At 59.3% G+C, this 13,453-nt stretch carries 10 protein-coding genes; 3 read left to right on the plus strand and 7 right to left on the minus strand.

Annotated elements, in window-relative coordinates; translation table 11 throughout:
• Positions 1-12 precede the first annotated feature (12 nt).
• A complete protein-coding gene (ileS, locus tag DP106_RS11060; protein ID WP_120085317.1) occupies positions 13-3,180 on the plus strand; it encodes an isoleucine--tRNA ligase in 3,168 nt (1,055 codons plus the stop codon).
• Positions 3,181-3,197: 17 nt separating this feature from the next.
• Here the strand turns inward: ileS and hisH are convergent, their stop codons facing one another.
• Entirely contained in the window at positions 3,198-3,851 is a 654-nt protein-coding gene (gene hisH / locus DP106_RS11065) for an imidazole glycerol phosphate synthase subunit HisH (RefSeq protein WP_120085318.1), read from the minus strand.
• A 108-nt stretch (positions 3,852-3,959) separates the two neighbouring features.
• The gene (gene lrp, locus DP106_RS11070) at positions 3,960-4,421 is read right to left on the minus strand and encodes an HTH-type transcriptional regulator Lrp (protein WP_120085319.1); all 462 of its coding nucleotides are present in this window, start codon (positions 4,419-4,421) and stop codon (positions 3,960-3,962) included.
• Positions 4,422-4,546: 125 nt separating this feature from the next.
• Between lrp and glnA the strand changes: the two genes are divergently transcribed.
• Complete coding sequence (gene glnA, locus DP106_RS11075; RefSeq protein ID WP_120085321.1) at positions 4,547-5,914, plus strand: type I glutamate--ammonia ligase; 1,368 nt, start codon at positions 4,547-4,549, stop codon at positions 5,912-5,914.
• A gap of 13 nt (positions 5,915-5,927) precedes the next feature.
• Here glnA and DP106_RS11080 read toward each other — a convergent pair whose 3' ends face one another.
• From DP106_RS11080 to DP106_RS11095, 4 genes are all read right to left on the minus strand, one after another.
• On the minus strand, positions 5,928-6,821 hold the full coding sequence (locus DP106_RS11080; RefSeq protein WP_120085322.1) for a phosphatase PAP2 family protein: 894 nt from the start codon (positions 6,819-6,821) through the stop codon (positions 5,928-5,930).
• Positions 6,822-6,932: 111 nt separating this feature from the next.
• Positions 6,933-8,519, minus strand: coding sequence for an FAD-binding domain-containing protein (locus tag DP106_RS11085; RefSeq protein WP_120085323.1), 1,587 nt, complete (start codon positions 8,517-8,519; stop codon positions 6,933-6,935).
• Between the two features lie 166 nt (positions 8,520-8,685).
• Entirely contained in the window at positions 8,686-10,062 is a 1,377-nt protein-coding gene (locus tag DP106_RS11090) for a methyl-accepting chemotaxis protein (RefSeq protein WP_120085324.1), read from the minus strand.
• A gap of 172 nt (positions 10,063-10,234) precedes the next feature.
• Positions 10,235-11,164, minus strand: a complete 930-nt coding sequence (locus DP106_RS11095) for an HhH-GPD family protein (RefSeq protein ID WP_120085325.1) — start codon at positions 11,162-11,164, stop codon at positions 10,235-10,237.
• Positions 11,165-11,799: 635 nt separating this feature from the next.
• On the opposite strand from DP106_RS11095, the gene DP106_RS11100 reads away from it, so the two are divergent.
• Positions 11,800-13,041 (plus strand): AI-2E family transporter, encoded by a 1,242-nt coding sequence (locus DP106_RS11100; RefSeq protein ID WP_165857874.1) that lies wholly within the window; start codon positions 11,800-11,802, stop codon positions 13,039-13,041.
• Between the two features lie 51 nt (positions 13,042-13,092).
• Here DP106_RS11100 and DP106_RS11105 read toward each other — a convergent pair whose 3' ends face one another.
• The gene (locus DP106_RS11105) at positions 13,093-13,365 is read right to left on the minus strand and encodes a helix-turn-helix transcriptional regulator (RefSeq protein WP_120085328.1); all 273 of its coding nucleotides are present in this window, start codon (positions 13,363-13,365) and stop codon (positions 13,093-13,095) included.
• Positions 13,366-13,453 lie beyond the last annotated feature (88 nt).

Consider the following 13,453-nt stretch of genomic DNA (forward strand, 5'->3'; position numbering starts at 1 on the left):
CTCCCTTTCATTATGGACGACGTTAGCGACCAGTATTCGCCCGCCGACGTGGAGGCGGCCATCGACGACTACTGGGACGACCACGACGCCTACGAGGCGACCAAGGCAGCCCACGCCGACGATCCGACCTTCTTCTTCGTCGATGGTCCGCCCTATACCTCCGGGCAGATGCACCTCGGCACCGCCTGGAACAAGACGCTCAAAGACGCCGTGATCCGCCAGAAACGGATGACCGGCCACCAGGTCACCGACCGGCCGGGCTATGATATGCACGGCCTCCCAATCGAGGTCAAAGTCGAGGAGGAACTCGGCTTCGAGAGCAAACAGGACATCGAAGAGTACGGCATGGAGGCGTTCATCGAGGAGTGCAAGCAGTTCGCCGAGACCAACCGCGAGGCGATGGACGAGGATTTTCAATCTATTGGCGCGTGGTTCGACTGGGACAATCCCTACAAGACCATCTCGCCGGAGTACATGGAAGCCGCGTGGTACGGCTTCAAACAGGTCGCCGACCGTGGTCTCGTCGAGCAGGGCAAACGCTCGATCTCCCAATGCCCGCGGTGTGAGACCGGGATCGCCAACAACGAAGTCGAGTACGATCAGGTCGAAGACCCCTCAATCTACGTCAAATTCCCACTCAGCGACCGTGAGGGGAGTCTCGTCATCTGGACGACGACGCCGTGGACGATCCCCGCAAACACCTTCGTCGGCGTCGGCGAGAAGCTGACCTACCAGAAGGTTCGTGCGACCACGGGCAACGATGAGGACGTGCTCTACATCGCCGCCGAGTGTGTCGACGATGTCCTCGGGAAGGGCCGCTACGACGACTACGAGATCGAAGCCGAACTCGACGGCGCCGACCTCGTCGGCTGGGCGTACGATCACCCGCTGGCTGAGGAAGTTCCCGACTATCCAACTTTCGAGGGCGCGGGCGAGGTCTACACAGCTGACTTCGTCGAGGCCGACCGCACCGGGCTCGTCCACTCCGCGCCCGGCCACGGTGAGGAGGACTTCCACCGCGGCCAGGAACTCGGCCTCGATATCTTCTGCCCCGTCGCCGGCGACGGCACCTACACCGACGCCGGCGGCAAATACGCTGGTCAGTTCGTCCGCGACGCCAACGACGAGATCACCGCTGATCTCGACGCTAACGGCGCGCTGCTGGCCGAGGAAACATACGAACACTCCTACGGCCACTGCTGGCGCTGTGACACGGATATCATCCAACTCGCCACCGACCAGTGGTTCATCTCGATCACCGATATCAAGAACGAACTGCTGGACAACATCACCGAGGCCGAGTGGCACCCCCAATGGGCCCGCGACAACCGGTTCCGGGACTTCATCGAGGATGCGCCCGACTGGAACGTCTCCCGACAACGATACTGGGGGATTCCGATTCCGATCTGGGTTCCGGAAGACGCAGCCAGCGACGGCGGCGATGGCGACGCTACCCTCGACGAGGAGATGATCGTCATCGGGACGCGCGAGGAACTCGCCGAACGCGCCGATGGGGAGATCGACCCCGACGAGATCGACCTCCATCGCCCAACCGTCGACGACATCACGATTACCGAGGACGGCACAACATACCGCCGCATCGAGGATGTCTTCGACGTGTGGCTGGACTCCTCGGTGGCGACGTGGGGCACACTGGGCTATCCAACCGAGACCGACGACTTCGATGAGTTGTGGCCCGCCGACCTCATTATCGAGGCCCACGACCAGACCCGCGGCTGGTTCTGGTCGCAACTCGGGATGGGGACGACCGCCTTTGGCGAGAGCCCGTACAAAGAAGTGCTGATGCACGGCTTCGCCAACGACAAACACGGCCGCAAGATGTCGAAGTCGGTCGGCAACATCGTTACACCGGAGGAGGCTATCGACCGGGCCGGCCGCGACCCGCTGCGCGCATACCTCCTGAGCCACGACCAGCAGGGTGTTGACCTCTCCTTCGACTGGGACGGCCTCGGCAGCATGGTCGGCACGCTCAACATCTGCTGGAACGTCTTCCGCTTCCCGCTCACGTACATGGATCTCGACGGCTATGATCCGGCTGAGCCCGACCTCAGCGAGGGCGAGCTAACCACGGTCGACGAGTGGGTGCTTTCACGGCTGCAATCCGTCATCGAGGAATCCAGCGAGGCGTGGGCCGATTACCGCATCGACGACGCGCTCAACACCGTACTGGAGTTCATCACCGAGGATGTCTCGCGGTTCTACATCAAGGCGACCCGCGAGCGAATGTGGGAAGAGGGTGATTCGCCCACAAAACTCGGCGCGTACGCGACCCTCGCCACTATCACCAACGCGGTCATTCGCCTACTCGCGCCGGTCACGCCGTACATGGCCGAGGAGATGTACCAAACCATCGACGGCAGCGCGACGACCGTCCACGCACTCGATTGGCCTGCGGTCGACGCAGACCGCCGCGACGCCGAGCTTGAAGCCGACATGGCCGTCCTCCGTGACGTGGAGGAAGCCGCCGCCAACGCCCGCCAACGTGGCGGTCGGAAGCTCCGGTGGCCCGTCTCGCGGGTTGTCGTCGAGACCGACGACGAGGATGTCGCTGGCGCGGTCGAGAACCTCGCCGATCTGCTTGGCGAACGCATCAACACCCGTGATATCGAGGTCGTCGACGAATTCGACGAACTCATCGCGTACGCCGACCCACAGATGGGGGAGATCGGCCCTGCCTTTGGCGGCGACGCCCAAGACGTGATGAATGCCGTCGAGGGTGCGACACGCGAGGAGGTCGAATCCGGTATCGAACTCAACGGCGAGGCTGTCGAGCTTGAGGATGAAATGATCGAGTACCGCAAGGAACCGCCGGAAGGCGTCACCGGCACCGAGTTCGAGGGCGGCACGGTCTACGTCGATACGACGCTGACCGACGAGCTCGAAGCCGAGGGGTACGCCCGCGACGTGATCCGCCGGATTCAGGAGATGCGCAAGGAACTCGATCTCGATGTCGAAAGCGAAATCAGCGTCGGCCTCGCCGCCGCCGACGACCGCGTTGCCGGCTTCGTCGACGACCACAGCGATCTTATCAGCGAGGAAGTCCGCGCCGCCGAACTCACTGACACGCCGAGCGATGAGGCTGACCGCCTGGAAACGTGGGAGATCGAGAACACTGAGGTTGAAATCGGCGTCTCGGTTGTCGCAGAACAGACAGCCTAACTCTCGGGGACGCTCGACTACTGCTCCGCACAGAGGTCGACGAAGTTCCGGAGGATCTGCAGGCCGGTCTCGCCGCTTTTCTCGGGGTGGAACTGCGTGCCGAAGATCGTGCCGTCCTCGTTGGCGATCACCGAGGGGAAATCGACGCCGTAGTCCGTGCTGGCGACGATCGCGTTGTCGTCGTCGGGGGCGGCGTGGTAGGAGTGGACGAAGTAGGCGTATTGGCCATCAATCCCCTCGACCAATGGGTGTTTGCGTTGCACATCGAGTTCGTTCCAGCCCATATGCGGGACTTTCTTGTCGACATCGAACCGGACGTTGGTGCCGGGGATGAAGTTCAGCCCCTCAACCTCGCCCTCACCGGCGTGCTCTGCTTCTTCGCTGGAGCCCAGCAGCATCTGCATCCCGAGACAGATGCCAAAGATCGGTTGCCCACGGTCGGCCGCCTCGGCAAGGGCGTCCCGGTAGGGGCCGGCGTTGTCCATCCCCTCGCGGAACGCGCCGACGCCCGGAAGAACGATCCCATCGGCGTCGGCGAAGCTTGCGGGGTCGTCAGTGATCGTTACGCCCGCGTTTGCACGTTCGAGCCCGCGGGTGACACTCCGGAGGTTGCCAAGCCCGTAGTCGACGACGACGACCTCGGCGGCTGTCGTCTGTGGTGTTGCGTTCATACCGCCTCTCTGTGGGCGACGGGCAAGTCCCTTTCCGTTGGCTCAATTGTTCAGCGCGACGCTGTCACTTGGTGGGTTTGTGATCGCAGACAATAGCTACGTACGTCGTTACTCCTCGTCGACGTCGAGTTCGAACTGTTCGTCTTCGCAGGCCGCATTGAGCACGACACTCGTGTTTGATTCCCGGATGTCCACATCGGTCAGCAGCTCCTTGATCTGATCGTTCATCCCGTCGGTGTCCCCGAACTTGCCGACAGCGACGATATCGTAGTCGCCGGTGACCTCATAGACGCTGACCATCTGGTTTTGTTGTCGTAGGCGCTCGGCGACCGTCTGCAGCGCGCTGCCCTCGACTTTGAGGTTGATGATGGCGGTCACGTCGTAGCCAAGGGTGTCGTAGTCGACGATCGGCGTATAGCCGTTGACAACCCCCTCGGCTTCCAGATCGCGGAGGTGATTTGAGACGGTCGTCACCGAGACATCAAGCTGCTCGCCAAGACTGCGTAGACTTGCTCGACCGTTGCCAAGTAATGCATTGATCAACTTCGCATCCAAGTTTTCGTACGTCATACAACCTACCGACGGACTGAGGGGTTTATAATTTTACGAATATCCACTTTCTGAGTTTGAGCGGTGTAATTGCCATAAGCGGTAAGACCTTTATACTGGCACCAAATGGTCTACTCGTCCGGAATATGACTGAAACGAACGTTGCCACAGACGGTGGACTGACCGAGAAAGAACAAGACGTTATTGATGAGATTGCTGATGAAGGAATCGATTTCCTTCGGCTCCAGTTTACTGATATCCTTGGCACGGTGAAAAATGTGTCAGTGCCGGCCGACCAAGCCGAGAAAGCCTTCACTGAGGGCATCTACTTTGATGGCTCCTCGATCAACGGCTTTGTGCGGATTCAGGAGTCCGACATGCGGCTCAAACCCGACCCTGACACGTTCGCCATCCTCCCATGGCGCAACGACGAGGAAAGCGGTGCCGCCCGACTCATCTGTGATGTGATCAACACCTCAACCGGCGAACCGTTTGAGGGCGACCCACGCTATGTGCTCCAGGAGGCTATCGACAAAGCCGAGGAACACGGCTTCGATGTCAACATGGCCCCCGAACCGGAGTTCTTCCTGTTTAAGACCGACGAGGACGGCTATGCGACCACGGAGTTCGCCGATCACGGCGGCTACTTCGATCTCGCGCCGAAGGATCTCCAAAGCGATGTCCGTCGTGAGATCATCTTCACGCTCGAAGAGATGGGCTTCGAGATCGAAGCCAGCCACCACGAGGTCGCTCAGGGCCAGTATGAGATCAACTTCGAGTACGACGACGCGCTGACCACCGCCGACAACGTTGCCACCTTCCGCTTTGTCGTTCGGGCGGTTGCCGCCCAACACGACCTCCACGCGACGTTCATGCCGAAACCGGTGCCGAAGATCAACGGCTCGGGCATGCACACCCACATGTCGCTGTTCAAGGACGGCGAAAACGCTTTCCACGGCGAGGGTGACTTCGATCTCAGCGAGACCGCCCTGTCCTTCCTCGGCGGGATTCTCGACCACGCCCCGGCGATCACCGCCGTCACCAACCCGACGGTGAACTCCTACAAACGCCTCGTCCCTGGCTACGAGGCCCCGGTCTACGTTGCGTGGTCGGATCGCAACCGCTCGGCGCTCATCCGGAAGCCGGCGGCCCGCGAGCCGGTCGCAACCCGCATCGAGGCACGCTTCCCCGATCCGTCCTGTAACCCGTATCTCGGCTTCGCGTCGCTGCTCAACGCCGGGATCGACGGCATCGAGCGCGACATCGACGCGCCGGATCCGATCCGCGAGAACATCTACGAGTTCGACGAGGAGAAGATCGAGGAGTATGGCATCGAAACGCTGCCGAAAAACCTCGGCGACGCCGTTGAGGCACTTGAAGACGACGAGGTCATTCTTGGTGGACTCGGCGATCACGTTGCCGAGAAGTTCGTCGAAGCGAAAAACGAGGAGTTCACCGACTACCTCGTCAGCGTCTCCGAGTGGGAGATCGACCGCTACCTCGAGAAGTTCTAAGCGGCCACACCCGTCACGTTCTTTTTTGCGCCCACGACTCGACCATCGGCAGTCCCAGAATAATCGTCACACCGACCGCGCTGGCGACGGCCGCACCGAACAACCCAAACAACCCCTCGTAGGCTCCGATCCACAGCCCGCCGGCAACACCGAGGCCACCAGTCACAATCGGCACCGAGACCGCCGGTGCCGAGATCAGTCGTTCGCCATACTGGTGCCACACGCCGCCACCGCCGACTGCGGTGCCGACGCCGATCATCCCATGTCGCAGTTCCTCGGCGTGGCCGCCCTGCCAGGCAACCACGACGCCGACAACGGCGGCGACACCGGCCAGCAGGAAGCCACGGTCGACTCGCCAGCGATCACCATCACGGACAACCCACAGCCCCCCGGCGACCAGTCCCGCACCGAGGGCCATCCCGGCAAGCACGTCTCGGGGGTAATGCACCCCCAAGACGAGCCGTGAGAGGCTGATCAGGCCGATCGCCCCGCCAGCAACAAGATGCCGCCATCGCCGACGCCCAACAGTCAGCAACAGCCCGAGACTGCCGTAGACCGCGGTTGCACCGGTGGCGTGGCCGCTCGGAAAACTAAAGCCACCGGAGTCGAGTTCGCCGGCGACAAAGCCGGCAAGCGTTCCCGGAAGACCGGCGGGATCGATCGGCATCGCTGTGGGCCGCGGGATCGCGGTGTAGCTTTTCGCCGCGAGGACGACCGCCAAGGCGAGTGTGGCGATGGCGATCCCTGTGGCTGCGGCCGGCCGGGTGGTCTCGTCACTCCGTGGGCCGATCCAGTAGCCCAGCGCGAGGCCAACAACGAGAAACCACGCATCGCCAAACAGTGTCACAAACGCGAAGGTAGTTACGACAAGTTCGGCTGGTGTCAACAGTAGCGTGGCTGTCAGCATTTCCTAACATTGTGTTTTACACACACCGGATAGTGGTTATCGAAGTTCTTCTCTACTGATCAACTCATCTACTATACACCCAGCGTACGCTTGATCGAACCGCTCAGTCAGTTAGGTAAAATCGCCGAGTGACGATTGGCCAGCCTGCTCCGGTGCGGTGTCAGTCAACTCCCCGATCGCAACATCGGCTGTTGGCTGCGTTGTACCCCCACGTTGAGAGAGCGACGCACGGCGATTTACCTCGGGGTGTTGCAGTGCTTCTGTGGCCGCCGCTTGAACGGCCTCGAACTTCTCGATGATCGCCGCTCTGGCCGCTTCGTACTCAACGATCGGGTATGGATACGTCTCGCCGATCCGCACACCAACCTCATCCTGTACATGGAGCGGTGTTTTTTCGGGTTGATCTAGGTACTCGACCGGCAGTGCTTCGAGTTCTGGCACCCATTTTTTGATGAACTCGCCGTCGGGGTCGTTGTCACGAACCTGTTTTCGGGGATTGTATATCCGCAGCATGTTGGTGCCGTCAACGCCGGCCTGGAGTTGAAACTGGGTGTAATTAATCGCGGGATCCGCATCGAGCAGATGGTAATAAAAGAAGTCCGCGCCGATCTTCCAGGGTTGTTGGAGCAGATCACACAGGAAGGAGGCACACATCGCTCGCATCCGAAAGTTGAGCCACCCGGTCTGACGGAGACACCGCATCGATGCATCAACCATCGGATACCCTGTCATCCCTGTTTTCCAAGCCTCAACACGGTCTGGATCATGTGTCTCCCGATGGAAGTCCGCTAAGACGGGGTTTACCGCCTGCTCCATCCAGCCTGCCCAATCGGCGAGCTTTTGATTGTAGTGGCGATTCCAGTAGAGCCGCGATGTGAACATCTCGGTGGCCTGTGCGCTTCCGGGTGCGTTGTCGACAGCCTGGTAGACCTGCCGCACCGAGAGACAGCCAAACCGCAGATACGGCGAGAGTTGACTGGTTCCAGTGCGTGCATCGGTCGGTGCTGAGATGTTCCCTGGATACTCCGAGAGGCTACCAGTAAAGTCGTTCAACACCTGAACTGCGTGTTCGGTTCCGCCGATCCGAGAGATCTGCTTGTCGGGTGAGATATCGTAGTAGTCTTCGACCCACGCCGGATCGATACCGGTGTCGACATGCTGAATCGGTGTCGCCTCGCCGTCGGCCTCGTGGATCGACGCGGTGAGATACGACTCAACATGGTCGCTCCAGCCGTCTCGTGTGTCGGGGACATCACGTCGAAGCCCGTCGGCATCGACGAAGGTGATATCACACGCCTCGGCGACAGCGTTGTCTCGGCGGAGGCCGTATCTTCCGGTTGGGTCTGCGGTTGTGACGATCTGGGCCACGTGTGCATCGAGTTTGTCGAGTAGTTCCACCGGCTCGCCATGCAGCATGGTGAGTCCACCGCCAAGCGATTCGTACTGGCCGGCCAGATCAGCAAGCGATTCCAGCATGAACTGAATCCGGGCGTCACAGGCCAACCCATCCGCGCCGTAGAACGCCGGATCAACGATAAAAATCGGGAGTATCGCCGCATACCGCCCGGTCGCATACTCGATCGCCGGGTGGTCGTCTGTGCGCAAGTTGCGGCAGTGCCAGACCAAACAGACATCATCGACACCATCCACCTGTTGTGACACCGCCGCAATCTGTTCGTCGATGGATGGGTTGTTCACACAGATTGGTTGGTCGTCGGTCGTAATAAGCCGCGTGCCAGGCCTCTCTTAACAGATGCGCCTAAACGCTGATACCGGTCTGACATGGTGTTCTCAGCAGGAGACGCCCGCTGAACTGGTGGTCAGCCGCCAACGGTATTAGGGTCGAACAGTATCCTCCTGCGTTTCAGTGGTTGATCAGCTCGTTTACTGACATTTCTATTTCATCTACCTGGTTCACTTGATGGTTTGCGATCTCGGTCAACTCAGCGATCTGTGACTCAAGATCATCGAGTTTGTTCACCGCATCCTCGACCGTGGCGGCGATCTCCTCGGAGCTAGCTGCTTGGTCATCCGTTGCGCGAGCAACCTCATTTGTCCCGGTTGCGGTCTCAGTAACTGCGTCTCTGATCTGGTGTAACGCTTCAACTGTCTCCTCAACCGCGTCGATAGCCACTGACAGCTCTTCGGTTGTTTGGTCGAGTTCTGTCGCCGTTCGCTGGGTCACCGTGACGATCTGTTCGATGCGGGTTTCGATCTCGTTTGCTTGCTGCTGGGACTCTTCTGCCAGCGCCTTCACCTCATCGGCGACGACCGCAAACCCTTCGCCGGCTTCACCCGCCCGGGCGGCTTCAATCGAAGCGTTGAGCGCGAGAATGTTCGTCTGATCAGCGATATCATTGATGACATCGATAATCTCGCTCATCTCGTCGGCCTGGGTGGTCAGGTCATCGATCGTGTCGCTAACATCATCGGCAGCCTGCTTGACATCTGTCATCCGCTCAATGGCTGCATCGGCGGTCTCCTCGCCGTCGTCGGTACGTGACTGTGCACGCTCTGCGGCCTGACTAACCTGGTCTGCGGTTGAGGCCAACTCCTCAATCGTCGCCGACTGATCACTAATCTCGGCTGCAACCTGATCCATTCGGGTTGTTTGCTCGGTCGCAAACGTTTCTACGCTATCACTGACCGAAACGATATCCTCTGTCGACTCCGATAGCTCCTCTAACCGCTGACAAACGGATCCATTGACCTCTGCTTGGAGCGTCTCAAGCTCTCGTTTTCGCTGGATATGCTCGGACACATCAGGGGTTACCTCAAACGCGCCGACAACGCTTTCCTCAGGGCCACGCAGCGGAACCCCGTACACCTGAAAGACAGCGTCGGTTGTTGGCACTTCCCGGATGTCATCTTCCTCGATCGGCTCTCCTTTTCTGGCAACCGCCTCAGCCAGCGTCTCATCCTTGTTTTCGGTTCCGATAACATCATATGCGTTTTCTCCAATCACTTCGGCAGCACTGACGTTCAAATGAGCCTCGATCTCGGCATTCCAATGCGTGAGCGTGCCGTCATTGGTTGTCGCAAAAACGCCTTCTGGGAACTCATCAACTAACTGATTAAACATCGACTTCCAGAAATCGCGTTCGTGCCGAAGTGTTTCGTTTTCGCCGGCGTCAGCAATATTGAGATCTGTTGTGTTGCGATAGGACTCCCAAAGCTTGCCGGCACCGTTATCGGACTGTTTCGATGTGCGAGTATCCTCAGTTGAAGATTCGAGGCTCATAGCTGCGAGTACATTTCTAAACAAATAAATGCAAAGATAATGTGGTTATAAAATCAAAAATTCTAACTAATATCCGGAACAGACGTGTCGGTATTCATTTTATAGTCGTTTACTATTAATCACTCACCGTTCAACATCGTCTCAATTCCTTGCTGCTCAACTCGACGAAGAGTCAGCGTTGGAGTCGGGCTACGGTCTCGTCCGCCTGCTCGCTCAGCTCAACTAACCCATCGTCAGCAAGGTCGGCGACCAGCCCCTTTAGCCACTCACGACCGGTGTCACCACCGTAATCGACGCGGATCCGCGGGCCCAGTTTTGACAGTGGTAGTTCGTCGTACTCACCAAGTGTCTTGATTACCCGTCCACGGAACTGCCGTCGACTCCCCTCAAAACTCGGCTGGGTTGGCACATCTGGGGCGGTAAAATCACCTGTCTCGTAAGCCTGACACCACTCCCGCCACGGACAGCCCATCTCATCACACCGCGGTGTCTTCTCGCAGGCAACCCCACCGAGCTCCATGATCGCATTGTTCCAGACCCGTGATTCGCCTGCCGGCATGAGCTCGTCGGCGACACCTTCGAACGCGGCGTCGTCGTCAGGCACATCGAATGCGCGATACAACACGCGTTTGACATTGGTGTCGACGACGGCGTTGCCAGCGTTAAACGCGAAGGAGGCGACGGCATTGGCGGTATACGGGCCGACACCCATCAACTCTTGAAGCTCACTGGGGGTCTCCGGAAACTCCCCGTCGTATTCGGTGATGATCTGGGTCGCCGCCTCATGGAGGTATTTTGCGCGGTTGTTGTAGCCGAGGCTGTGGCTGCTCCAAAACGAAACTACCTCGCCCCGCGGCGTGTCGGCCAACGCTTCCACGGTCGGCCATCGATCGAGAAAGTCCGCCCACGCTGAAACCACGCGATCCAACTGTGTCTGTTGGCTCATGATCTCCGAGACAAGAATACCATAGGGATTGTCGGTTTTCCGCCATGGATACTCCCGGTGATCGGCCGCATACCACTCGATCAACGCCGACTGGACGGCAGCGAGGGTGTCTTCGCTCGGAAGCAACGCGGTCGCGTTGTCGTTGGCCTCGCTCATTGGCGACGCTCAGTGGTCGGTAGGCTTAGGGATACTGTTCTCGGTGTGAATCAACGCGTAGCTGTGGTTCACTACCGAAATTATAATGAGGAAGGGGGTTGTACATCATAACTGCAGTGCTACCACCATGGCAGTGGGGTAGCGGGGTTCTAGGGGGGTCAATGTCGCCTTCTCTTTATCTGACGACACCAGTACGTTGCCGATGAGAGTATAAATATTCATCGCGGACAGAATCAATTCTAATAATTCAGTTGAACTACGATACCGCACTCGACTCTCGTCGCGCCTCGATAAACCGGATTCTCCCGTGTGGTGTGTTTAGTTCAGATCGCAGAAATCGAAAGACGGGAAGTCGGGGGAACTTCCACACCTGTTCGGGGGGTAGTCGCCTTGAGTAACTCAAGGGACTACGTGATTGTGGGTGAGATGAGTATAAATATCTCTCGCTCAATTTTTCATAACTGATATTGGGCTACCGTTTACCGGTGGTGATGTCTGTTTGTCAGAGACCGCACTGTGGGTGTGTCGCCCCCGACCGACGCGATGTGGCTGCTGTGGCTGGTAGCTCACATAGCCTGTCGTTTCGGCGGTTGTGTGCCGGTATGCTTTTTTCGTCGCCTGCCGGCCATGGTGATATGTCCCTCCGCTCTGTTGTCCGTGACCGCCCGCTGTGGCTGCTCGCTGGGGTCGTTCTTCTGGGAGCAGTCAGCTACATCCTCAGCTCGTTTATCGGCCTTGTCGTTGTCGGACTGTTCGTTTACTACGCCGCCCGCCCGGTGTACCGCCGGCTGGTCGATCGGATCAACCATCCGACCGTTGCCGCCGGCCTCTCGATTATCGCCCTCGTGTTGCCGGCGTTTCTGCTGGTCGGCTACGCGTTGCTCATTGTTTCCCGTGAACTCCGGCGGCTGACGAATATTCCGGCGTTTGGCCCCCAACAGCTCGGAGTTGCTCCCGGCACCTACAGCCGGCTGACCGACCCCTCATTTCTGCTGTCGCCGGACGGCCGCGAGCTGATTACCGGCGAGCTTTCCGGATCGATTCTCCAATCGGTGGTTTCGATTGCCCAGACGGCGACAACGCTCGGCATTGTGACAATCAATCTGCTTGCTGTCGTCGTCTTCGCCTTCTATCTCCTCCGCGACGATGACCGCCTTGCCGGGTGGATTCACGCCAACTTCGACACCCGAGAGACGGTGTTTGAGGAGTTCTTGCAGGCCGTTGACCGCGATCTGAGCAGCATCTTCTTCGGCAACATCCTCAACGCGATCATCACCGGCACCATCGCGGTCATCGCCTTCTCGGTGCTGAATGTTTTTGCACCGACGGGCGCGGCCATTCCGGCAGCCGCCCTCGTCGGTTCGCTTGCGGGCGCCGCAAGTCTGATCCCGATTGTCGGCATGAAGATCATCTACGTCCCGGTCGGGCTCTACATGGCTGCCCGTGGGGTGGTGACCACCGGCGGCGAGACGCTGTGGTTTGTGGTGCTCTTTGCGGTTGTCTCGGTCATCGTCGTCGACTCGATCCCGGATTTTCTTCTCCGACCATACGTTTCCGGCAAGAACATCCACATCGGTTCGCTCATGCTCGCCTACATTCTTGGGCCGCTGTTTTTTGGCTGGTACGGGCTGTTTTTGATGCCGGCCTTACTGGTTGTGGTCGTCCAGTTTGCCGTTGTCGTTGTCCCCTCGCTCAATATTGGCTCGTCGTCGACCCTCGACAGCCAGCCGCCGCTCCAGCGGTTCGCTGCGCCGGGCGCTACCGAGCCGGACGCGGAGCCGGCTGCGACGAGCCCTACACCCGATGCTGGCGACGGGTCGACAGACTCCGATGAATCCACAACCGGCTCAGAATCGACCGCTGACGACAACCGGTGAGCGGCCGGGGCCGGGCGCAAGCGGGCTGCTGTCCTCAGCTGATCGGACGCGTTAGTCGATGTACTGCGCTTCCCACTCGGAGCGGGCGTCGATCTCGCGGCTGCCGCGGCGGGTAAGCGTATAGAAGTTTGTTCGTCGGTCGCGTTGGCCCTTCTCGACGAGTCCCTTGTCGACGAGGGTATCGAGGTTCGGGTAGAGCCGGCCGTGATGGATCTCCTTTTCATAGTACGATTCAAGCTCGTCTTTGATCGCCAGCCCGTGTGGCTCATCGAGGCCGGCGATCACGTACAGCAGATCACGCTGAAAGCCTGTGAGGTCATACATTGTAATGTTCGTTTGATTGTTATTCTTTTGTTTACGCTCTTGGGTAGAGGATTGTTGGTCAGCTCTCAGCAGTAGCTGGAAGTCACAG

The sequence above is a fragment of the Halonotius pteroides genome (assembly GCF_003605635.1).
GTDB lineage: Archaea > Halobacteriota > Halobacteria > Halobacteriales > Haloferacaceae > Halonotius > Halonotius pteroides.